Here is an 18,083-nt window from a genome sequence, read left to right as displayed (position 1 = left end):
ATGAAACTATCGGCGATCTTCCGACGTAACAGTTCATGATGAACATTACGGGAGACATTTCGATGTCCGCTTACAAGCCGCCCCATATCCCCGCATCCCAGATCACGCCGGAGCATCTCTACCTGAAGCGCCGCACGCTTCTGGCGGGCCTTGCCGCCGGTGCCACCTTTGCCGCCGCGCCGGGCGCATTCGCCGCCGGAGAGGACCTCAGTCAGGGCGAGGCGCTGAAGACGGTGGAGGGGCCGTTCCCCGCCCCCGCCGACCGCAAGGTCACGGGCTTTGAGGACATAACCCACTACAACAATTTCTACGAATTCGGGACCGGCAAGGAAGACCCCTACCGCAACTCCGGCGAGTTCCAGCCCTACCCCTGGACGTTCGAGATCGATGGCATGGTGCAGAAGCCGCAGACCGTCGACATCGAAACCCTGCTGACGAAGTTTCCGCTGGAAGACCGCACCTACCGGATGCGCTGCGTCGAGGCCTGGTCGATGGTGATCCCCTGGGTCGGCATACCGCTGAAATCGATCCTCGACATGGCGGAGCCCACCGGCTCGGCGAAATATGTCGCCTTCCAGACCGTGGTGCGCCCCGATCAGATGCCGCGTCAGCGCGGCTTCGGCCAGCCGATGCCCTGGCCTTATGTCGAGGGGCTCCGCCTCGACGAGGCCAACCACCCGCTGACGATCATCGCCGTCGGGCTTTACGGCAAGACGCTGCTGAACCAGAACGGCGCGCCGATGCGTCTGGTGGTGCCGTGGAAATACGGCTTCAAGGGCATCAAGTCGATCGTCAAGATGACGCTCACCGACAAGCAGCCGCCCAATAGCTGGAACCTGCTGCAGCCGAGCGAATACGGCTTCTATGCCAATGTGAACCCGGATGTGCCGCATCCGCGCTGGAGCCAGGCCTCCGAACGCGTGATCGGCGAAGGCGGCGGCTTCTTCGGCGGCGAGCGGATTCCGACGCTGAAGTTCAACGGCTATGGCGACGAGGTGGCGAGCCTCTATAGCGGCATGGACCTCAAGGCCAATTATTGAGCACCGGCAAGATGACCGACATCGCAGCCAGAAAACGTCCGGCCGCCAAAATCCACTGGTGGCGTCCGGCTTCCGTCTGGGCGCTCTACGCGCTCGGGCTGGCGCCGGCCGTCTGGTATTTCTACCTCGGCGCAACCAACCAGCTTGGCGTCGACCCGGTCAAAACCTTCGAGCATGTTCTTGGCATCTGGGCGCTGCGGTTCATCCTCGCGACGCTCTGCATCACGCCGCTGCGCGATCTCGCGGAGATCAACCTGGTGCGCTACCGCCGGGCGCTGGGCCTGCTCGGCTTCTATTACGTCTGCTTCCATTTCCTGGTCTATCTCGTTCTCGACCAGCGCATGGACGTTTCCATGGTGATCGAGGATGTCATCAAGCGGCCCTTTATAACCTTCGGCATGATGGCGCTGGTCATGCTGATTCCGCTCGCCGTCACCTCCAACAACTGGTCGATCCGCACGCTGAAAAGGGGCTGGATCCTGATCCATTCCTTCATCTACGAGATCACCGCGCTCGCCACCCTCCACTTCGCCATGTCGCGAAAGGTCATCGGCCCGGAGATCATGCTCTACATCGCGATCGCCGTGCTGCTCCTCGGCTACCGCTTCGCGCGCCCCACGATCATGGAACGCAAGCGCGCGAGGAAGAAGGCGGCGCGGATGCAGAAGGGCACGAAATAGCGCGCCGCTCTCAGCCGGGTAGCTGAATGACGCTCGCCGCCAAATCCAGGCCATAATATCGCCCCTCCCCTGCGTAAACGTGCCAGCGACATGACAGCGCGAGGGGACATGACGGATTTCGCGACAACCATAAAACCATGGTCGCCCGACCGGTGGCTGACCGATATCGCGCCAAATCCGGCGCTCAGGGGTTTCCGCCGCTTCTGCGTGGAATTCCTGTTCTTCGGCCTCAAGGAGGCGCGCGCCTGCCTGTTTGCCGGCCTGTTCTTGATCGCCATCTTCGCCATGCCGCGCGGCGGCGTTGCCGGGATTCCGCGCTACGATCTGCTGTTGATCATTGCGCTCGCCATCCAGTTCGCGATGATCCGGTTCGGGCTGGAGACGGTGGACGAGTTCAAGGCGATCTGCCTGTTTCACATCGTCGGTTTCGCGCTCGAGGCGTTCAAGACGTCCGGGGCGATCCAGTCCTGGGCCTATCCGGACTTCGCCTATACCAAGCTTCTCGGCGTGCCGCTGTTCGCCGGTTTCATGTATGCCGCCGTCGGCAGCTATATCATTCAGGCGTGGCGCATACTCGATGTCCGCATCATCCACCATCCGCCCTACTGGATGGCGACGCTGGTGGCGCTGGCGATCTACCTCAACTTCTTCACCCACCACTATATCGGCGACTATCGCTGGTATATCGCGGCCCTCGCCATCGGCCTCTACGCCCGCACCACCGTGATCTTCCGACCCTATGACCGTGACCGCAAGATGCCGATGCTGCTCGCCTTCGTGCTGATCGGCTTCTTTATCTGGCTCGCCGAAAACATCTCGACCTTCTTCTCGGTCTGGCAATATCCGGACCAGCTCGGCGCCTGGTCCACCGTCCATATCGGCAAATGGAGCTCCTGGACGCTGGTCATCATCATGACCTTCACCATCGTCGCCTTTCTGAAGCATATCCGGGCGACGATCCACATTCCAAAGTAAATGTGGTTCCATCAATCTCCCCCCTTGAGGGGGAGATGTCGCGAACGCGACAGAGAGGGGTGAAACCTGTCGTCGAGACTCAGCGTTTATAGGCTGGCGCTGCACCCCTCTCTACCCCTGTCGGGGCATCTCTCCCTCAAGGGGAGAGATTGAGACGGCCAGGTTTCATGACAACTGAAAAGCCGGGAAGAACTGAAACACCCAGCCCCGACAAACAGCAAAAGCCGGGCGCTCTCGCACCCGGCCTTTCAACTCATATCAACTGAAAGCGCTGCTTACGCGGCTTCCATTTCCGATTCGGCTTCGGCCGCGACGCGGGCCTTGTCTTCGGCGCCCTTGGCGTCGACGTCGCGGTCAACGAATTCGATGACGGCGATCGGGGCGTTGTCGCCGTGGCGGAAGCCGGCCTTCATGATGCGGGTGTAACCGCCATTGCGGTCGACGTAGCGCGAGGCCAGAACGTCGAACAGCTTCTTGACGGCGTCGACGTCCTTGATCTGCGAGATCGCCTGACGGCGGGCATGCAGATCGCCGCGCTTGCCGAGCGTGATCAGCTTCTCGACGATCGGACGGATTTCCTTGGCCTTGGGCAGCGTCGTGACAATCTGCTCATGGACGATGAGCGAGACGGCCATGTTGGCAAACATCGCCTTGCGATGGCTTGCCGTTCTGTTCAGCTTGCGGCCTGCACTTTTATGGCGCATTGCTATTCTCCTTCACTTGCAGGCATCCACCTGCAGTATGACGTGTTAGTACTGATCCTCGTACCGCTTGGCGAGGTCGTCGATGTTTTCCGGCGGCCAGGCCGGCACTTCCATGCCCAGATGCAGGCCCATGGAGGCCAGCACTTCCTTGATCTCGTTCAGCGACTTGCGGCCGAAATTCGGCGTGCGCAGCATTTCCGCTTCGGTCTTCTGAATGAGATCGCCGATGTAAACGATGTTGTCGTTCTTCAGGCAGTTGGCCGAACGGACCGAAAGCTCGAGTTCGTCGACCTTCTTGAGAAGGGCCGGGTTGAAGGCGAGTTCGGTGACGTCGTCTTCCTCGGTATCCTTCTGCGGTTCTTCGAAATTGACGAAGACCGAGAGCTGATCCTGCAGGATGCGGGCGGCGAATGCGACCGAATCCTCGCCGGTGACCGAACCATCGGTTTCGATGGTCATCAGCAGCTTGTCATAGTCGAGAACCTGGCCCTCACGGGTGTTCTCAACCTTGTAGGAGACCTTGCGGATCGGCGAATACAGGCTGTCGACCGGGATCAGGCCGATCGGCGCATCTTCGGCGCGATTGCGCTCGGCCGGCACATAGCCCTTGCCGTTGTTGACGGTGAATTCCATGCGGATTTCAGCGCCTTCATCGAGCGTGCAAAGCACCAGATCGGGGTTCAGGATCTCGATATCGCCAACCGTCTGAATGTCGCCGGCGGTGACAACGCCCGGGCCCTGCTTGCGCACGACCATGCGTTTTGCCTCATCGCCTTCCATGCGGATGGCGATTTCCTTGATGTTCAGGACGATGTCGGTGACATCTTCGCGAACGCCGGGGATCGACGAGAATTCATGCAGAACGCCATCGATCTGAACCGCGGTCACGGCAGCGCCGCGCAGCGAGGACAGAAGGATGCGGCGCAGCGCATTACCGAGCGTCAGGCCGAAGCCGCGTTCCAGCGGCTCGGCGACGAGCGTCGCCTTCTTCGGGCCGCTCGAGGTGAATTCCACCTTCGACGGCTTGATCAGTTCCTGCCAGTTTTTCTGTATCATGATTTCTACCTTTCGTTCGCCGCACTATCCAATCGTGACGGCCGACCTTCGTAGAACCGGGACCTCTCGCGAGACCACCGGAGCAAATTGACAGATGATTAGACGCGACGCTTCTTGCGCGGGCGGCAGCCATTGTGCGGGATCGGCGTCACATCGCGGATCGAGGTGATGACGAAACCGGCAGCCTGGAGCGCGCGCAGAGCCGATTCACGACCGGAACCGGGACCGCAGACTTCGACTTCCAGCGACTTCATGCCGTGTTCCTGGGCCTTCTTGGCGCAATCTTCGGCGGCGATCTGGGCAGCAAACGGGGTCGACTTGCGCGAGCCCTTGAAGCCCTTGGCGCCAGCGGACGACCAGGCAATCGCGTTGCCCTGTGCGTCGGTGATGGTGATCATCGTGTTGTTGAACGAGGAGTTCACGTGGGCAACGCCCGACGAAATATTCTTACGTTCGCGACGGCGAACGCGGGTGGCTTCCTTGGCCATGGTATTCCTTTCGTTGATCTCGACACCGCCGTAACGCCAGCGGCTCCACCGGGAAAGTCTCGCCTTGGACGAAAACCCTCCTGATCCGTTTCATCGCGGCGGCATTCCCGCTCACCGCAAACCGGCCCTCTTGCGGCCCGGTCATCTACGCAGAAAGCCGGCGCAAACCCGCCGGCTCATGCGGAACAAAATGTCCCGTAAATCTTACTTCTTCTTGCCTGCAATCGCCTTTGCCGGGCCCTTGCGGGTGCGGGCATTGGTGTGCGTGCGCTGGCCGCGGACCGGAAGGCCGCGACGATGGCGCAGACCGCGGTAGCAGCCGAGGTCCATCAGGCGCTTGATGTTCATGGAGTTTTCGCGACGCAGGTCACCTTCCACCATGTAATCCCGGTCGATCGCTTCGCGAACCTGAAGGACTTCGGCGTCCGTCATTTCGTGCACGCGGCGTTCTGCCGGAATGGATGCTTTTTCGCAGATTTCCTGCGCGAATTTCGGTCCGATCCCGTGAATATACTGCAGCGCGATAACAACGCGCTTGGCAGTCGGGATGTTGACGCCAGCAATACGAGCCACGCCGATTCTCCTTAACATCTTCTGTTGGCAGCTTGATCTTGCGAGAAACTGCCGGTTTCTCTGGCGGATAACCCGCCTGTCATTGCTCGGCCGCAACTGATATCCGTGACAAGACGCGTCCTGATCGAATTCAAAAGGACTTTGACAGCCTTGCCCCATGTCGCGAGTTGGAGCGCTCATAGCGGAAACGGCAGCCCATTGCAACCGATTCCTTTATTTTTGTGGGCCTTGCGAGCCCTAGAGCCCGGAAAGAACCTTCTCGATACTGGCGGTCACATCGTCCATGCTCGCCATGCCGTCCACCGATGAAAGCTTGCCCTTGGCATAGTAGTAGCCGATCAGCGGCGCGGTTTCCTTGTAATAGGCCTTCAGACGCTTCTCGACGGTCTCGCGATTGTCGTCCGGACGGCGCTTGAACTCGGTCGAGCCGCAAACATCGCAGACGCCTTCCACCTTGGGCTTGTGGAATTCATCATGATAGCCCGCGCCGCATTTGGCGCAGCTATACCGGCCGGCGATGCGCTCGGCCAACGTTTCGTCATTCACCTGAATTTCGATCACGGCGTCGAGGGCGATGCCCTTGGCCGCCATCATCTTCTCGGTGGCATCGGCCTGCACCAGGGTGCGCGGGAAGCCATCGAGAATGAAACCGTCCTTGCAGTCTTCCTGATCGATTCGCTCGGACACGATGGCGATGACGATGTCATCGGATACCAGCCCGCCGGCATCCATGACCGCCTTGGCCTTCTTGCCAACCTCGGTCTGCGCGGCCACGGCCGCGCGCAGCATATCGCCCGTGGAAAGCTGCGGAATGCCGTGATTGGCAACGATGCGCTGCGCCTGCGTCCCCTTGCCGGCGCCCGGCGGTCCCAGAAGTATAAGTCTCATCGTCCCCTCTTTCCTCCCCGCAATTTCGATTTCTTGATCAGCCCCTCATACTGCTGGGCGATCAGATGTCCCTGGATCTGCGATACGGTATCCAAGGTCACGCTGACGATAATGAGCAGCGAGGTGCCGCCAAGCGCCAGAGACACGCCAGTGCGGGCCACGAGGATCTCCGGCAGGATGCAGACGAAGACCAGATAGATCGCACCGACCACGGTAATGCGAGTCAGAACATAGTCTATGTATTCGGCTGTACGCTCGCCCGGGCGGATGCCCGGAATGAAGCCGCCATGGCGCTTCAGGTTATCCGCCGTTTCCTTCGGGTTGAAGACGATGGCGGTGTAGAAGAAAGCGAAGAACGCGATCAGCAGGCCGTAAACGATCATGTAGAGCGCCTGACCATGGCCGAGCGATGCGATCACGGCCGTCGCCCAGCTCGGCAGTTCCGAGGAGGTGAAGCCTGCAAGCGTCGCCGGCAGCAAGAGCAGCGAGGACGCGAAGATCGCCGGGATAACGCCCGAGGTGTTGAGCTTCAGCGGCAGGTGCGAGGTATCGCCCTGGAACATGCGGTTGCCGACCTGGCGCTTCGGATACTGGATCAGAAGCCGGCGCTGGGCGCGCTCCACGAACACGATCAGCGCGAACACCGCGATCACGACGACGAGAATCAGGATCGTGACGAAAGCCGAGATCGAACCGACGCTCGAAAGCTCCAGCATGTTGCCGACGGCGGCCGGAAGGCCTGCGACGATGCCGGCAAAGATGATCAGCGAAATGCCGTTGCCGATGCCACGCGAGGTGATCTGCTCGCCGAGCCACATCAGGAACATGGTGCCGCCGACGAGCGTTACGACGGTCGACAGGATGAAGAACCAGCCCGGATCGGTCACGAGATTATTGCCGGACTGCAGGCCGATCGCAATGCCATAGGCCTGCGCCGTCGCCAGCACGACCGTGCCGTAGCGGGTATACTGGTTGATGATCTTGCGGCCCTGCTCGCCTTCCTTCTTCAGCGCTTCCAGCGACGGCACGACGGCGGTCAGGAGCTGCACGATGATCGAGGCCGAGATATAGGGCATGATGCCGAGGGCGAAGATCGCCATGCGTTCCACCGCGCCGCCGGAAAACATGTTGAACATGCCGAGGATGCCCTCGGACTGGCCCTGGAAGGCCTGGGCATAGGCATCGAGATTGATACCGGGGAGCGGGATATGCGTACCCAGCCGGTACACGAGAAGCGCCAGAAGGGTGAACCAGATCCGCTTCTTCAGATCCGTCGCCTTGGCAAAGGTCGAGAAGTTCAGATTGGATGCGAGTTGTTCCGCTGCAGAAGCCATGCGTATCTCCGCGTCGCCGCACGGCCGCAGAAGAGCGCCCGGTGCGAAAAATTGCCCGATTCGTAACAGGCGACATCGCTCCATTTCGAACGTGGGCCGTCTTCACGATAAACCACCCGCTTGGCTTTTTTGAGGGCCAGCCGGTGGTCGAGGCACATATGGAAGAAAAAACGCCCGGTGTGAAGCACTCCGGGCGTAGATTTTTCAAATAGAAGCCGAATTATTCGGCGTTTTTGGCGCCAGAGGCAACGGTGATCGAGCCGCCGGCCTTTTCGATCTTCTCGATCGCGGCCTTGGAAGCGCCTGCGACTTCGAGCGTCAGCTTGGCCTTCAGTTCGCCGTCGGAAAGCACGCGAACGCCGTCCTTGACGCGGCGAATCACGCCGGCTTCCTTGAGGACTTCGGCCGTGACCGTCTTCTTGGCGTCGAGCTTCTTGGCGTCAACGGCGGCCTGGAGGCGGCCGAGTGACACTTCAGCGAAGTCCTTCGAAAAGATGTTGACGAAGCCGCGCTTCGGCAGACGACGGTAGATCGGCATCTGACCGCCTTCGAAGCCATTGATGGCAACGCCCGAACGGGACTTCTGACCCTTGACGCCGCGACCGCCGGTCTTGCCGGAGCCCGAACCGATACCGCGGCCAAGACGCTTCTTGGAATGCGTCGCGCCTTCGCGATCCTTGATTTCGTTCAGTTTCATGATGTTCTCCCGTCTCACTTCTCGTCGACGACGCGGACGAGATGGGGAATGCTGTTGATCATGCCGCGAACGGAAGGGGTATCTTCCAGGGTGCGCACACGATGCATCTTGTTGAGGCCGAGGCCGATCAGCGTCTGGCGCTGTACGGCGGGACGGCGGATCGGGCTGCCGATCTGCTCAACGGTGACAGTCTTCTTCTTGGTGCTAGCTTTGGCCATTGGTGCCTCTCCCCTCACTCGTCGGCGATCGCGCCGGCGGCTTCGCGGCGGGCCTGCAGCGTGGCGTATTTCAGGCCGCGCTGGGCTGCGATGTCCTTGGGATGCATCTGGCTCTTCAGGGCATCAAAGGTGGCGCGAACCATGTTGTAGGGATTGGACGAGCCGGTCGACTTGGCGACGACGTCGGCAACACCCAGGGTTTCAAAAACGGCACGCATCGGACCACCGGCGATGATGCCGGTACCGGCCTTGGCGGTGCGCAGCAGAACCTTGCCGGCGCCGTGACGGCCCTTGATGTCGTGATGCAGCGTACGGCCGTCACGCAGCGGCACGAAAATCATCTCGCGCTTGGCGGCTTCCGTCGCCTTGCGGATGGCTTCCGGTACTTCGCGGGCCTTGCCGTGGCCGAAGCCGACGCGACCCTTGCCGTCGCCGACGACGACGAGCGCTGCAAAGCCCATGCGGCGACCGCCCTTGACGGTCTTGGCAACGCGATTGATGGCAACGAGCTTGTCAACGAATTCGCTGTCGCGCTCATCCCGGTTGTGGCGATCGTCGCGCGATCCCCTTCTGTCCTGTGCCATTGTCCTGTTCCTTTTTCTTTTCCGGGTGCAATCGGCATATGGAAAGGCCGCTAGCCTCTAGCGTGGCGGCCGGCGAACGGTCGGGCGACTTGGCTCTTCAAGAGCAGTATCGGCCCGCCGGGTGCGAGACGCGCTGAGACGCGCGCCTCAAAACTTCATCAGAAGCTCAGACCGCCTTCGCGGGCGCCATCGGCCAGAGCCTTGACGCGACCGTGAAAGATGAAGGCGCCGCGATCGAACACGACTTCCTTGACGCCGGCCTTGGTGGCGCGCTCGGCGACGAGCTTGCCAACGGCTTCAGCCGCTTCACGATCCGCGCCGGTCTTCAGCGAGGAACGCAGCGAAGCGTCGAGCGTCGATGCGGCGGCCAGCGTACGGCCGGCGGCGTCATCGATGATCTGGGCATAGATGTTCTTCGAAGAACGATGGACCGACAGACGCGGACGGCCGTTGGCGACCTTCTTGACCTGGCGGCGCACGCGGCTGGCGCGGCGTGCAATGGTTTCTTTCCTGCTAGCCATAACGCGTGATCCTTACTTCTTCTTGCCTTCCTTGCGGACGATGCGCTCTTCCGCGTATTTCACGCCCTTGCCCTTGTAGGGCTCGGGACCGCGATATTCGCGAATGTTCGCAGCGACCTGGCCGACGACCTGCTTGTCGATGCCGGTGACGGTGATTTCCGTCGGCTTCGGGCAAGCGAGCGTGATGCCTTCCGGCGGCTGATACACAACTTCGTGGGAGAAACCGAGCGAGAGCTGCAGGTTCTTGCCCTGCATCGCCGCGCGGTAACCAACGCCGTTGATCTCGAGCTTGCGCTCGTAACCGTCGGTGACGCCCTTCATGATGTTTTCAACCATGGTCCGGGACATGCCCCACTTGGAGCGGGCTTCCTTGGACTGGTTGATCGGGGAAACGACGATCGCGCCGTCTTCCATTGCAACGCTGACTTCGTCATTGGCGACGAAGAACAGTTCGCCCTTCGGGCCCTTGGCTGTGATCTTCTGGCCGTCCACCGACGCAGTCACACCCTTGGGAACCTGAACGGGCCTTTTACCGATACGAGACATTTGTTTTACCTGTCTGTTTCGCTAGGCGGCTCTGCGCGATCTTAGAAGATCGAGCAGAGAACCTCGCCACCAACATTCTGTTCGCGCGCCTGGTGATCAGCCATCACACCCTTGGGGGTGGAGAGAATCGTGATACCCAGACCGTTTGCGACCTGCGGAATGGACTTGACCGAGACATAGACCCGGCGGCCCGGCTTGGAAACGCGGGCGATCTCGCGGATCACGGACGCGTTTTCATAATATTTCAGCTCGATTTCGATCTCGGACTTGCCGTTGTCGAAGTCGGTCTGGGTGTAACCGCGGATGTAGCCTTCAGCCTGCAGAACGTCGAGAACGCGGGCGCGCAGCTTGGAAGCCGGCGTGGTCACGGACGTCTTGCGGCGCGAGGCGCCGTTGCGGATACGGGTGAGCATATCGCCCAGGGGATCGGACATTGCCATGAGGCGCCTCCTTACCAGCTCGACTTGACAATACCGGGCACTTTGCCGGTGTTGCCAAGGTCACGAAGTGCGATACGGGACATGCCCAGCTTGCGGTAATACGCACGCGGACGACCCGATACTTCGCAACGGTTGCGGATGCGCGTCTTGGAGCCGTCGCGCGGCATGTCGGCAAGCTTCAGGGTCGCGCGGAAGCGCTCCTCGATCGGAAGCTTCTGGTCCTTGATGATCGCCTTCAGCGCGGCACGCTTTTCAGCATCCCGGGCAACCGTCTCGCGGCGGCGCTTGTTCTTTTCGACTGCGCTTGTCTTCGCCATGTCGTTGTTCCTTTTCTACGCTCGTCGTTACGGTTACTTGCGGAACGGGAAGTTGAACGCCGTCAAAAGCGCCCGTGCTTCATCGTCCTTGGTAGCCGTCGTGCAAACGATAATATCCATGCCCCACATCTGATCGACCTTGTCGTATTCGATCTCGGGAAACACGATGTGCTCCTTGACGCCCATGGCGAAGTTGCCACGCCCGTCAAAGCTCTTCGGATTGAGGCCCCGGAAGTCACGAACGCGCGGCAGCGCGATGTTGATGAGGCGATCAACGAATTCATACATGCGGTTGCCGCGCAGCGTCACCTTGGCGCCGATCGGCATGCCTTCGCGGACCTTGAAGCCGGCGATGGAGTTGCGCGCGTGGGTGACGACCGCCTTCTGACCGGAAATCGCGGCCAGATCCGCGGCTGCGTTGGCCGGCTTCTTGCTGTCGCCAACCGCCTCGCCGACGCCCATGTTGATCACGACCTTATCCAGGCGCGGAATCATCATGCCGTTGGCGTAGGAGAACTGCTCCTGCATCTGCGGGCGGATCTTTTCGAGGTAGACCGTCTTCAGACGCGGCTCATACTTTGCTTCAGCCATCGATCACTTCTCCCGAACGCTTTGCATAGCGGACCTTCTTGTCACCCTCGACCTTGAAACCGACACGGGTCGGCTTGCCGTCCTTGGGATCGGCGACAGCGAGGTTCGACAGGTGAATCGGCGCTTCCTTGGCGATGATGCCGGCTTCGGTGGTCTGCGACTGGCGCTGATGGCGACGCACGACATTGATGCCGGAAACGACGGCGCGGTCATCCTTCGGGGAAACCGCAACCACTTCACCGGTGCGACCCTTGTCCTTGCCGGCGATGACGACGACCTTGTCGCCCTTCTTGATTCTCTGCATTTTCCGCGCTCCCTTACAGAACTTCAGGAGCCAGGGAGATGATCTTCATATGGCTCTTGCCACGCAGCTCGCGCGGAACCGGCCCGAAGATACGCGTACCAATCGGCTCTTTGTTGTTGTTGATCAAAACGGCGGCATTGCCGTCGAAACGGATGACCGAGCCGTCAGCGCGGCGGATGTCCTTCGCCGTGCGCACGACGACGGCCTTCATCACATCGCCCTTCTTGACGCGTCCGCGCGGAACAGCCTCTTTCACGGACACGACGATGATATCGCCGACCGAGGCATATTTACGCTTGGAGCCGCCCAGAACCTTGATGCACATGACACGACGCGCGCCGGAATTATCCGCCACGTCGAGGTTTGTTTGCATCTGAATCATATCAGGTCGCCTTCTTGTTGTTACCGGCCCGGTTGGAACAACCCCCTAGACCAGCTTAATCGACACGTATCGAAGCGCCCGCCTGCCCCTGTCGTCGGAGCCTGCGGCCGCTCAAATTCCCTACCCGGCCCATCGCGCCGCCTTGAGGCAACGCGAGGTCAAGAGCCGGAGCGTCTTGGTGTAGCGTCTTTCAGGATGCCATGCGGATCGAAAATCCGGCCCCAAAAATGGGCAGCGCCCTTACGGAAAAGGCCGCCCGTTGCCGGACGCCCTTTGCACATCTGCCGTGCTACATACAGAAATTTCGCCAAAGCGCAAGGGCTGCGGCGAAATACTGCCGGTATTTGCGGATCAGGCGTCTGCGGAAACGGTGGAAACCACCTTCCAGCGCTTGTCCTTGGAGACCGGAGCGCATTCTTCGATGAATACGGTATCCCCGGTCTTGTACTGGTTTTCAGCGTCGTGCGCCTTGTACTTCTTCGAGCGGCGTACGGTCTTCTGGAGAAGCGGGTGGGCGAAACGACGCTCAACCCGGACGACGACCGTTTTATCGTTCTTGTCGCTAACGACAACGCCTTGCAGGATGCGTTTAGGCATTTTCTTGTCGGTCCCTTACGTTCAGGCCTTGGAGGCCGAAGCCTTCTGGCTTGCGATTGTCTTTACACGCGCGATGTCGCGACGAACCTGCTTGATGCGGCCCGTCTGCTCGAGCTGACCGGTCGCCTTCTGGAAGCGCAGGTTGAACTGCTCCTTCTTCAACTCGGTGAGCTTGTCCTTGAGCTGGTCTTCGCTCATGGCGTGTACGTCAGAGGTTTTCATCAGTACCACTCCTTATTCGGCGATGCGCTGGATGAAGCGCGTCTTGACCGAAAGCTTGGCAGCGCCGAGACGCAGGGCTTCACGGGCAATGTCTTCGCTCACGCCGTCGATTTCGAACATGATCCGGCCGGGCTTGACCTTGGCTGCCCAATAGTCGACGCCGCCCTTACCTTTACCCATACGCACTTCGGTCGGCTTCGAGGTGACCGGAACGTCGGGGAAAATACGGATCCATACACGGCCGGCACGCTTCATGTGACGGGTGATCGCGCGGCGGGCCGCCTCGATCTCGCGTGCGTTGACGCGGTTGGGTTCCTGCGCCTTCAGCCCATATTCACCGAAAGCCAGGTCGCTGCCGCCCTTGGCAACGCCATGGATGCGGCCCTTGAACTGCTTGCGGTACTTTGTACGCTTTGGCTGCAACATTTTCTTTTATCTCCGAACTTCGCCGAACGCCTGAAATCAGGCGTTCTCGCGGCGGCGATTGTTGCCGCTGTTACCCTTGTTGTCGCCTTCGGTCGCGCGACGCTCGGAGGCCATCGGATCATGCTCAAGGATTTCGCCCTTGAAGATCCAGACCTTGATGCCGCAGATGCCGTATGCGGTTTCAGCTTCGGCCGTGCCATAGTCGATGTCGGCGCGCAGCGTGTGAAGCGGAACGCGGCCTTCGCGATACCATTCGGTACGCGCGATTTCCGCGCCGCCGAGACGGCCGCCGCAAACGATACGGATGCCTTCGGCACCCATGCGCATCGCGGTCTGCACCGAACGCTTCATGGCGCGGCGGAACGCGATACGGCGCTCGAGCTGCTGAGCGATCGACTGTGCAACCAGCGTGGCGTCGGTTTCCGGCTTGCGCACTTCAACGATGTTGAGGTGCATTTCCGAATCCGTCATCGTGCCAAGCTTGCGGCGCAGCTTCTCGATGTCAGCGCCCTTCTTGCCGATGATCAGACCCGGACGGGCCGAGTGGATCGTCACGCGGCACTTCTTGTGCGGACGCTCGATCACGACCTTGGAAACGCCGGCCTGCTTCAGTTCCTTCTGAATATAGCTGCGAATCTTCAGGTCTTCGTGAAGAAGCTTGCCATATTCATGGTTGTCTGCGAACCAGCGGCTGTCCCAGGTGCGGTTGATACCGAGGCGGAAGCCGATCGGATTGATTTTCTGACCCATTATGCGGCCTCCTCTTCGACTTCGCGAACGACGATCGTCAGGTGCGAGAACGGCTTCAGGATGCGCGATGCGCGTCCCCGGCCACGAACCATGAAGCGCTTGGCGACAATCGACTTGCCGACATAGGCTTCCGCGACGATGAGCTGGTCAGGGTCGAGATCGTGGTTGTTTTCTGCATTCGCGATCGCCGATTCCAGCGTCTTGCGGACCGTCTCGGAAACCCGCTTCTGCGAGAATTCGAGTTCGGCCAGCGCCCGGTCAACCTTCTTGCCGCGGATCATGGCGGCGACGAGGTTGAGCTTCTGCGGGCTGACGCGGATGGTGCGCGTAACGGCCTGCGCCTCATTTTCCTTAAGCCGGCGCGCGGCTTTTGCCTTGCCCATTGTTACTTCCTCTTCGCCTTCTTGTCGGCGCCGTGACCATAATAGGTCCGGGTCGGCGCGAATTCGCCGAACTTGTGGCCGACCATGTCTTCCGATACCGAGACCGGAATGTGTTTCGAACCATTGTAGACGCCGAAGGTGAGACCGACGAACTGCGGCATGATCGTGGAACGACGGCTCCAGATCTTGATCACTTCGTGGCGGCCGCCTTCACGAACCTTCTCAGCCTTCTTGAGAAGATAGCCGTCAACGAACGGTCCCTTCCATACTGAACGAGCCATTTCAGACTACCTCTCTTATTTCTTCTTCTGGTGGCGCGAACGCATGATGAACTTGTCGGTCGACTTGTTCTTGCGCGTACGCTTGCCCTTGGTGGGCTTGCCCCAGGGCGAGACCGGGTGACGACCACCGGAGGTGCGGCCTTCACCACCACCGTGCGGGTGGTCGATCGGGTTCATGACGACGCCGCGAACATGCGGACGCTTGCCCCGCCAGCGCGAACGACCGGCCTTGCCGTCATTCGTGTTGGAGTGATCGGGGTTCGATACAGCGCCGATCGTTGCAAGGCAAGAGCCCGGCACCAGACGCTGTTCGCCGGAGTTGAGCCGCAGGATCGCCATGCCCTGGTCGCGACCGACCAGCTGGACATAGGTGCCTGCCGAACGGGCGATCTGACCGCCCTTGCCCGGCTTCATCTCGACGTTGTGCACGATCGAGCCGACCGGAATGTTCTGCAGCGGCATCGCATTGCCGGGCTTCACGTCGATGGCGCTGTCTGCAGCCTGCACCTTGTCGCCGACAGCCAGACGCTGCGGAGCGAGGATATAGGCCAGTTCGCCGTCGGCGTAATTGATGAGCGCGATGAAGGCCGACCGGTTGGGGTCGTACTCAAGACGCTCGACCGTGCCCTCGACGCCGAACTTGCGACGCTTGAAGTCGATCATGCGATAGGTGCGCTTGTGGCCACCGCCCTGGAAGCGCGCCGTCACGCGGCCATAATTGTTACGGCCACCCTTCGAAGACAGGCCCTGCGTCAAAGCCTTGACGGGCTTGCCCTTGTAAAGCTCCGAACGCTCGACGATCACCAGCTGGCGCTGGCTCGGCGTTGTCGGATTGAATGTTTTCAATGCCATTTTCTCATTCCCTATTGGGTCTTTACCCTAACGGGTCTGTTTCAAACGCCGGTCGTCACGTCCACGGACTGGCCTTCAGCCAGGGTGACGATCGCCTTCTTGACGTCCTTCTGCTTGCCGGAGAAGTTCCGGAAGCGCTTGATCTTGCCCTTGCGCACAAGCGTGTTGACCGCCTTGACCTTGACGCCGAAGAGTTCTTCGACGGCGGCCTTGATCTCGGGCTTGCTTGCAGTCTTGGCAACGTTGAACACGACCTGGTTGTTGTCGGAAACAAGGGTCGATTTTTCAGTGATGACCGGCGAAACGATCACGTCGTAATGGCGGATATCGCTCATTTGAACCGCTCCTCCAGAGCTTCGACCGCAGACTTCGACAGCACGAGCTTGCCGCGGCGCAGGATGTCATACACGTTGATGCCCTGAACCGGCAGAACATCGATATTCGGAATGTTGCGGGCCGCCAGCTTGAAGTTGCCGTCCACTTCCGCACCGCCGATGATCAGCGCATTGTCGAGGCCGAGACCGCTGAACTGCGAAAGCAGCGCCTTGGTCTTGGCTTCCTTGGCAACCAGATCGTCGATGATGATCAGGTCCTCGGACTTCGCCTTGGTCGACAGCGCATGCTTCAGAGCGAGCGCGCGGACCTTCTTCGGCAGATCGTGCGAGTGATCGCGAACCACCGGACCATGGGCAACACCACCGCCGCGGAACTGCGGCGCACGCTTGGCGTGGTGGCGGGCGTTACCGGTGCCCTTCTGCTTGTACATCTTGGCGCCGGTCAGCGACACTTCCGAGCGCCCCTTGACCTTGTGCGAACCCTGACGCTTGGCAGCGAGCTGGTAGCGAACCATGCGGGCGAGGATGTCTTCACGCGGCTCGAGGCCGAAGATCTCGTCCTTCAGGCTGACTTTGCCGGCGTCCTTGCCCTCAAGTGTTTTAACTGTGAGATCCATTATTCGGCTCCATTGGTTTCAGCCGCACGCAGGCCGGCAGGCCGCGGCGCATTTTCAGGAACACCGGACTTCACGGCATCGCGAACCGTAATCCAGGCGCCCTTCGAACCGGGAACGGCGCCCTTGACGAGGATCAGGCCGCGCTCTTCGTCGGTGCGGACAACCTCGAGGTTCTGCGTGGTGACGCGGGTCTGGCCCATGTGACCGGCCATCTTCTTGCCCTTCCAGACCTTGCCCGGGTCTTGGTTGGAACCGGTCGAGCCGTGCGAACGGTGCGAGACCGAAACGCCGTGGGTGGCGCGAAGGCCGCCGAAGTTGTGGCGCTTCATGGCACCGGCAAAACCCTTACCGATGGTGGTGCCGGTGACGTCGACGAGCTGGCCCGAAACGAAGTGGCTGGCCGTCAGTTCGGCGCCAACATCGAGCAGATTGTCTTCCGACACGCGGAATTCGACGAGCTTGGCCTTCGGCTCGACGGAGCCGGCGGCAAAGTGTCCGCGCAGCGCCTTCGAGGTGTTCTTGACCTTCGAGCGGCCGGCGCCGAGCTGAACGGCGGTGTAGCCGTTCTTTTCCTTGGTGCGCGTGGAGACGACCTGGCAGCCTTCCATTCGCAAAACTGTTACAGGGATATGCTCTCCTGCGTCTGTGAAGACGCGGGTCATTCCCACCTTCTGTGCTATCACACCTGAACGCATCGGTTCGTTCCTTTTAGAGTTCCGGCCTTTGGCAAAGCCTCCGGCGTGTCTCTTTTTGGGACATCATGCGCGCTTCCATAAAGCGCCCAGCGATTGGTCCCGTTTAATTATCCCTCGCCCTGGAAATCAGAGCTTGATTTCAACGTCCACGCCGGCAGCCAGATCGAGCTTCATCAGCGCGTCAACGGTCTGCGGGGTCGGGTCGACAATGTCGAGCAGGCGCTTGTGGGTGCGCATTTCAAACTGCTCGCGGCTCTTCTTGTCGATATGCGGGCCACGGTTGACCGTGAACTTCTCGATCCGCGTCGGAAGCGGAACCGGACCGCGAACATTGGCGCCCGTGCGCTTGGCCGTCGAAACGATCTCACGCGTGGAGGCATCAAGGATCCGGTGATCAAACGCCTTCAGGCGGATGCGGATATTCTGGCCGTTCATGCGACTCGTCCTTGTCTTGTTCTTATCTCCGCCATCTCTCTTCGATCAGGCGCGTTGCTAACTTGCAGCCCGGGCTTGCCGGCTTTTCAAACATCTGCAGGGGCGGCTGACCCGCCCCTGGCATATTTGCGTCAAGCCCTCAGGGCCAGCCG

The 18,083-nt window shown here is 60.5% G+C and carries 30 protein-coding genes; 3 read left to right on the top strand and 27 right to left on the bottom strand.

Going from position 1 to position 18,083, the window contains the following annotated elements; genetic code table 11:
• Window positions 1-62: 62 nt before the first annotated feature.
• The 3 genes from msrP to K7H91_RS24170 all read left to right on the top strand — a co-directional run bounded on the left by msrP (window position 63) and on the right by K7H91_RS24170 (window position 2,695).
• The gene (gene msrP, locus K7H91_RS24180; protein WP_230722731.1) at window positions 63-1,040 is read left to right on the top strand and encodes a protein-methionine-sulfoxide reductase catalytic subunit MsrP; all 978 of its coding nucleotides are present in this window, start codon (window positions 63-65) and stop codon (window positions 1,038-1,040) included.
• Between the two features lie 11 nt (window positions 1,041-1,051).
• On the top strand, window positions 1,052-1,720 hold the full coding sequence (gene msrQ / locus K7H91_RS24175) for a protein-methionine-sulfoxide reductase heme-binding subunit MsrQ (RefSeq protein ID WP_230722730.1): 669 nt from the start codon (window positions 1,052-1,054) through the stop codon (window positions 1,718-1,720).
• 108 nt (window positions 1,721-1,828) lie between these two features.
• Complete coding sequence (locus K7H91_RS24170) at window positions 1,829-2,695, top strand: DUF817 domain-containing protein (RefSeq protein ID WP_230722729.1); 867 nt, start codon at window positions 1,829-1,831, stop codon at window positions 2,693-2,695.
• Window positions 2,696-2,970: 275 nt separating this feature from the next.
• On the opposite strand, the gene rplQ is transcribed toward K7H91_RS24170, so the two are convergent.
• From rplQ to rpsJ, 27 genes are all read right to left on the bottom strand, one after another.
• The gene (rplQ, locus tag K7H91_RS24165) at window positions 2,971-3,399 is read right to left on the bottom strand and encodes a 50S ribosomal protein L17 (RefSeq protein ID WP_230722728.1); all 429 of its coding nucleotides are present in this window, start codon (window positions 3,397-3,399) and stop codon (window positions 2,971-2,973) included.
• 45 nt (window positions 3,400-3,444) lie between these two features.
• Complete coding sequence (locus K7H91_RS24160; RefSeq protein WP_018065589.1) at window positions 3,445-4,455, bottom strand: DNA-directed RNA polymerase subunit alpha; 1,011 nt, start codon at window positions 4,453-4,455, stop codon at window positions 3,445-3,447.
• A 98-nt stretch (window positions 4,456-4,553) separates the two neighbouring features.
• Window positions 4,554-4,943: a 30S ribosomal protein S11 gene (gene rpsK / locus K7H91_RS24155; protein ID WP_018065590.1), complete on the bottom strand. Its 390-nt coding sequence runs from the start codon at window positions 4,941-4,943 to the stop codon at window positions 4,554-4,556.
• A gap of 204 nt (window positions 4,944-5,147) precedes the next feature.
• Complete coding sequence (rpsM, locus tag K7H91_RS24150; RefSeq protein WP_230722727.1) at window positions 5,148-5,516, bottom strand: 30S ribosomal protein S13; 369 nt, start codon at window positions 5,514-5,516, stop codon at window positions 5,148-5,150.
• 237 nt (window positions 5,517-5,753) lie between these two features.
• Window positions 5,754-6,404, bottom strand: coding sequence for an adenylate kinase (locus K7H91_RS24145; RefSeq protein WP_230722726.1), 651 nt, complete (start codon window positions 6,402-6,404; stop codon window positions 5,754-5,756).
• The gene (gene secY / locus K7H91_RS24140) at window positions 6,401-7,738 is read right to left on the bottom strand and encodes a preprotein translocase subunit SecY (RefSeq protein ID WP_230722725.1); all 1,338 of its coding nucleotides are present in this window, start codon (window positions 7,736-7,738) and stop codon (window positions 6,401-6,403) included. Before secY ends, K7H91_RS24145 begins: the two co-directional genes overlap by 4 nt.
• A gap of 220 nt (window positions 7,739-7,958) precedes the next feature.
• Window positions 7,959-8,435 (bottom strand): 50S ribosomal protein L15, encoded by a 477-nt coding sequence (gene rplO, locus K7H91_RS24135; protein WP_230722724.1) that lies wholly within the window; start codon window positions 8,433-8,435, stop codon window positions 7,959-7,961.
• Window positions 8,436-8,449: 14 nt separating this feature from the next.
• Window positions 8,450-8,653 (bottom strand): 50S ribosomal protein L30, encoded by a 204-nt coding sequence (gene rpmD / locus K7H91_RS24130; protein ID WP_230722723.1) that lies wholly within the window; start codon window positions 8,651-8,653, stop codon window positions 8,450-8,452.
• A 14-nt stretch (window positions 8,654-8,667) separates the two neighbouring features.
• Window positions 8,668-9,237 carry a 30S ribosomal protein S5 gene (rpsE, locus tag K7H91_RS24125; protein WP_230722722.1) on the bottom strand — a complete coding sequence of 190 codons (570 nt, stop codon included), beginning with the start codon at window positions 9,235-9,237 and terminating at the stop codon, window positions 8,668-8,670.
• 158 nt (window positions 9,238-9,395) lie between these two features.
• A complete protein-coding gene (gene rplR, locus K7H91_RS24120; protein ID WP_230722721.1) occupies window positions 9,396-9,758 on the bottom strand; it encodes a 50S ribosomal protein L18 in 363 nt (120 codons plus the stop codon).
• Window positions 9,759-9,770: 12 nt separating this feature from the next.
• Entirely contained in the window at window positions 9,771-10,304 is a 534-nt protein-coding gene (rplF, locus tag K7H91_RS24115) for a 50S ribosomal protein L6 (protein ID WP_230722720.1), read from the bottom strand.
• Between the two features lie 41 nt (window positions 10,305-10,345).
• Entirely contained in the window at window positions 10,346-10,744 is a 399-nt protein-coding gene (gene rpsH, locus K7H91_RS24110; protein ID WP_018065599.1) for a 30S ribosomal protein S8, read from the bottom strand.
• Window positions 10,745-10,755: 11 nt separating this feature from the next.
• Window positions 10,756-11,061, bottom strand: coding sequence for a 30S ribosomal protein S14 (gene rpsN, locus K7H91_RS24105; RefSeq protein ID WP_230722719.1), 306 nt, complete (start codon window positions 11,059-11,061; stop codon window positions 10,756-10,758).
• Between the two features lie 33 nt (window positions 11,062-11,094).
• Complete coding sequence (gene rplE / locus K7H91_RS24100) at window positions 11,095-11,652, bottom strand: 50S ribosomal protein L5 (protein WP_230722718.1); 558 nt, start codon at window positions 11,650-11,652, stop codon at window positions 11,095-11,097.
• The gene (gene rplX, locus K7H91_RS24095; protein WP_230722717.1) at window positions 11,645-11,956 is read right to left on the bottom strand and encodes a 50S ribosomal protein L24; all 312 of its coding nucleotides are present in this window, start codon (window positions 11,954-11,956) and stop codon (window positions 11,645-11,647) included. Before rplX ends, rplE begins: the two co-directional genes overlap by 8 nt.
• Before the next feature lie 13 nt (window positions 11,957-11,969).
• Window positions 11,970-12,338 carry a 50S ribosomal protein L14 gene (gene rplN / locus K7H91_RS24090; protein WP_230722716.1) on the bottom strand — a complete coding sequence of 123 codons (369 nt, stop codon included), beginning with the start codon at window positions 12,336-12,338 and terminating at the stop codon, window positions 11,970-11,972.
• A 351-nt stretch (window positions 12,339-12,689) separates the two neighbouring features.
• A complete protein-coding gene (gene rpsQ / locus K7H91_RS24085) occupies window positions 12,690-12,935 on the bottom strand; it encodes a 30S ribosomal protein S17 (protein WP_018065604.1) in 246 nt (81 codons plus the stop codon).
• Between the two features lie 21 nt (window positions 12,936-12,956).
• The gene (rpmC, locus tag K7H91_RS24080) at window positions 12,957-13,157 is read right to left on the bottom strand and encodes a 50S ribosomal protein L29 (RefSeq protein ID WP_230722715.1); all 201 of its coding nucleotides are present in this window, start codon (window positions 13,155-13,157) and stop codon (window positions 12,957-12,959) included.
• 12 nt (window positions 13,158-13,169) lie between these two features.
• The gene (gene rplP / locus K7H91_RS24075; protein ID WP_018065606.1) at window positions 13,170-13,583 is read right to left on the bottom strand and encodes a 50S ribosomal protein L16; all 414 of its coding nucleotides are present in this window, start codon (window positions 13,581-13,583) and stop codon (window positions 13,170-13,172) included.
• 36 nt (window positions 13,584-13,619) lie between these two features.
• On the bottom strand, window positions 13,620-14,333 hold the full coding sequence (rpsC, locus tag K7H91_RS24070; protein WP_018065607.1) for a 30S ribosomal protein S3: 714 nt from the start codon (window positions 14,331-14,333) through the stop codon (window positions 13,620-13,622).
• Entirely contained in the window at window positions 14,333-14,716 is a 384-nt protein-coding gene (gene rplV, locus K7H91_RS24065; RefSeq protein ID WP_018065608.1) for a 50S ribosomal protein L22, read from the bottom strand. Before rplV ends, rpsC begins: the two co-directional genes overlap by 1 nt.
• Before the next feature lie 2 nt (window positions 14,717-14,718).
• Complete coding sequence (gene rpsS, locus K7H91_RS24060; protein ID WP_018065609.1) at window positions 14,719-14,997, bottom strand: 30S ribosomal protein S19; 279 nt, start codon at window positions 14,995-14,997, stop codon at window positions 14,719-14,721.
• A gap of 15 nt (window positions 14,998-15,012) precedes the next feature.
• Window positions 15,013-15,849: a 50S ribosomal protein L2 gene (gene rplB, locus K7H91_RS24055; protein ID WP_018065610.1), complete on the bottom strand. Its 837-nt coding sequence runs from the start codon at window positions 15,847-15,849 to the stop codon at window positions 15,013-15,015.
• Window positions 15,850-15,890: 41 nt separating this feature from the next.
• Complete coding sequence (locus tag K7H91_RS24050; RefSeq protein WP_018065611.1) at window positions 15,891-16,184, bottom strand: 50S ribosomal protein L23; 294 nt, start codon at window positions 16,182-16,184, stop codon at window positions 15,891-15,893.
• Window positions 16,181-16,801: a 50S ribosomal protein L4 gene (gene rplD, locus K7H91_RS24045; RefSeq protein WP_230722714.1), complete on the bottom strand. Its 621-nt coding sequence runs from the start codon at window positions 16,799-16,801 to the stop codon at window positions 16,181-16,183. The genes K7H91_RS24050 and rplD overlap by 4 nt, the downstream gene beginning before the upstream one ends.
• The gene (rplC, locus tag K7H91_RS24040) at window positions 16,801-17,496 is read right to left on the bottom strand and encodes a 50S ribosomal protein L3 (protein WP_026173613.1); all 696 of its coding nucleotides are present in this window, start codon (window positions 17,494-17,496) and stop codon (window positions 16,801-16,803) included. The genes rplD and rplC overlap by 1 nt, the downstream gene beginning before the upstream one ends.
• Window positions 17,497-17,622: 126 nt before the next feature.
• Window positions 17,623-17,931, bottom strand: a complete 309-nt coding sequence (gene rpsJ / locus K7H91_RS24035) for a 30S ribosomal protein S10 (protein WP_018065614.1) — start codon at window positions 17,929-17,931, stop codon at window positions 17,623-17,625.
• Window positions 17,932-18,083 lie beyond the last annotated feature (152 nt).

This window comes from Martelella mediterranea, from assembly GCF_021021415.1.
Classification (GTDB): Bacteria; Pseudomonadota; Alphaproteobacteria; order Rhizobiales; family Rhizobiaceae; genus Martelella; species Martelella mediterranea_C.
This window is presented reverse-complemented; position numbering and strand designations above follow the sequence as displayed.

What these genes read in the sequence shown, in the direction of transcription:
- msrP (WP_230722731.1), top strand. Translation starts at nt 63, where the DNA reads ATGTCCGCTTACAAGCCGCCCCATATCCCCGCATCCCAGATCACGCCG.
- msrQ (WP_230722730.1), top strand. Translation starts at nt 1,052, where the DNA reads ATGACCGACATCGCAGCCAGAAAACGTCCGGCCGCCAAAATCCACTGG.
- K7H91_RS24170 (WP_230722729.1), top strand. Translation starts at nt 1,829, where the DNA reads ATGACGGATTTCGCGACAACCATAAAACCATGGTCGCCCGACCGGTGG.
- rplQ (WP_230722728.1), bottom strand. Translation starts at nt 3,399, where the DNA reads ATGCGCCATAAAAGTGCAGGCCGCAAGCTGAACAGAACGGCAAGCCAT.
- K7H91_RS24160 (WP_018065589.1), bottom strand. Translation starts at nt 4,455, where the DNA reads ATGATACAGAAAAACTGGCAGGAACTGATCAAGCCGTCGAAGGTGGAA.
- rpsK (WP_018065590.1), bottom strand. Translation starts at nt 4,943, where the DNA reads ATGGCCAAGGAAGCCACCCGCGTTCGCCGTCGCGAACGTAAGAATATT.
- K7H91_RS24145 (WP_230722726.1), bottom strand. Translation starts at nt 6,404, where the DNA reads ATGAGACTTATACTTCTGGGACCGCCGGGCGCCGGCAAGGGGACGCAG.
- secY (WP_230722725.1), bottom strand. Translation starts at nt 7,738, where the DNA reads ATGGCTTCTGCAGCGGAACAACTCGCATCCAATCTGAACTTCTCGACC.
- rplO (WP_230722724.1), bottom strand. Translation starts at nt 8,435, where the DNA reads ATGAAACTGAACGAAATCAAGGATCGCGAAGGCGCGACGCATTCCAAG.
- rpmD (WP_230722723.1), bottom strand. Translation starts at nt 8,653, where the DNA reads ATGGCCAAAGCTAGCACCAAGAAGAAGACTGTCACCGTTGAGCAGATC.
- rpsE (WP_230722722.1), bottom strand. Translation starts at nt 9,237, where the DNA reads ATGGCACAGGACAGAAGGGGATCGCGCGACGATCGCCACAACCGGGAT.
- rplR (WP_230722721.1), bottom strand. Translation starts at nt 9,758, where the DNA reads ATGGCTAGCAGGAAAGAAACCATTGCACGCCGCGCCAGCCGCGTGCGC.
- rplF (WP_230722720.1), bottom strand. Translation starts at nt 10,304, where the DNA reads ATGTCTCGTATCGGTAAAAGGCCCGTTCAGGTTCCCAAGGGTGTGACT.
- rpsH (WP_018065599.1), bottom strand. Translation starts at nt 10,744, where the DNA reads ATGGCAATGTCCGATCCCCTGGGCGATATGCTCACCCGTATCCGCAAC.
- rpsN (WP_230722719.1), bottom strand. Translation starts at nt 11,061, where the DNA reads ATGGCGAAGACAAGCGCAGTCGAAAAGAACAAGCGCCGCCGCGAGACG.
- rplE (WP_230722718.1), bottom strand. Translation starts at nt 11,652, where the DNA reads ATGGCTGAAGCAAAGTATGAGCCGCGTCTGAAGACGGTCTACCTCGAA.
- rplX (WP_230722717.1), bottom strand. Translation starts at nt 11,956, where the DNA reads ATGCAGAGAATCAAGAAGGGCGACAAGGTCGTCGTCATCGCCGGCAAG.
- rplN (WP_230722716.1), bottom strand. Translation starts at nt 12,338, where the DNA reads ATGATTCAGATGCAAACAAACCTCGACGTGGCGGATAATTCCGGCGCG.
- rpsQ (WP_018065604.1), bottom strand. Translation starts at nt 12,935, where the DNA reads ATGCCTAAACGCATCCTGCAAGGCGTTGTCGTTAGCGACAAGAACGAT.
- rpmC (WP_230722715.1), bottom strand. Translation starts at nt 13,157, where the DNA reads ATGAAAACCTCTGACGTACACGCCATGAGCGAAGACCAGCTCAAGGAC.
- rplP (WP_018065606.1), bottom strand. Translation starts at nt 13,583, where the DNA reads ATGTTGCAGCCAAAGCGTACAAAGTACCGCAAGCAGTTCAAGGGCCGC.
- rpsC (WP_018065607.1), bottom strand. Translation starts at nt 14,333, where the DNA reads ATGGGTCAGAAAATCAATCCGATCGGCTTCCGCCTCGGTATCAACCGC.
- rplV (WP_018065608.1), bottom strand. Translation starts at nt 14,716, where the DNA reads ATGGGCAAGGCAAAAGCCGCGCGCCGGCTTAAGGAAAATGAGGCGCAG.
- rpsS (WP_018065609.1), bottom strand. Translation starts at nt 14,997, where the DNA reads ATGGCTCGTTCAGTATGGAAGGGACCGTTCGTTGACGGCTATCTTCTC.
- rplB (WP_018065610.1), bottom strand. Translation starts at nt 15,849, where the DNA reads ATGGCATTGAAAACATTCAATCCGACAACGCCGAGCCAGCGCCAGCTG.
- K7H91_RS24050 (WP_018065611.1), bottom strand. Translation starts at nt 16,184, where the DNA reads ATGAGCGATATCCGCCATTACGACGTGATCGTTTCGCCGGTCATCACT.
- rplD (WP_230722714.1), bottom strand. Translation starts at nt 16,801, where the DNA reads ATGGATCTCACAGTTAAAACACTTGAGGGCAAGGACGCCGGCAAAGTC.
- rplC (WP_026173613.1), bottom strand. Translation starts at nt 17,496, where the DNA reads ATGCGTTCAGGTGTGATAGCACAGAAGGTGGGAATGACCCGCGTCTTC.
- rpsJ (WP_018065614.1), bottom strand. Translation starts at nt 17,931, where the DNA reads ATGAACGGCCAGAATATCCGCATCCGCCTGAAGGCGTTTGATCACCGG.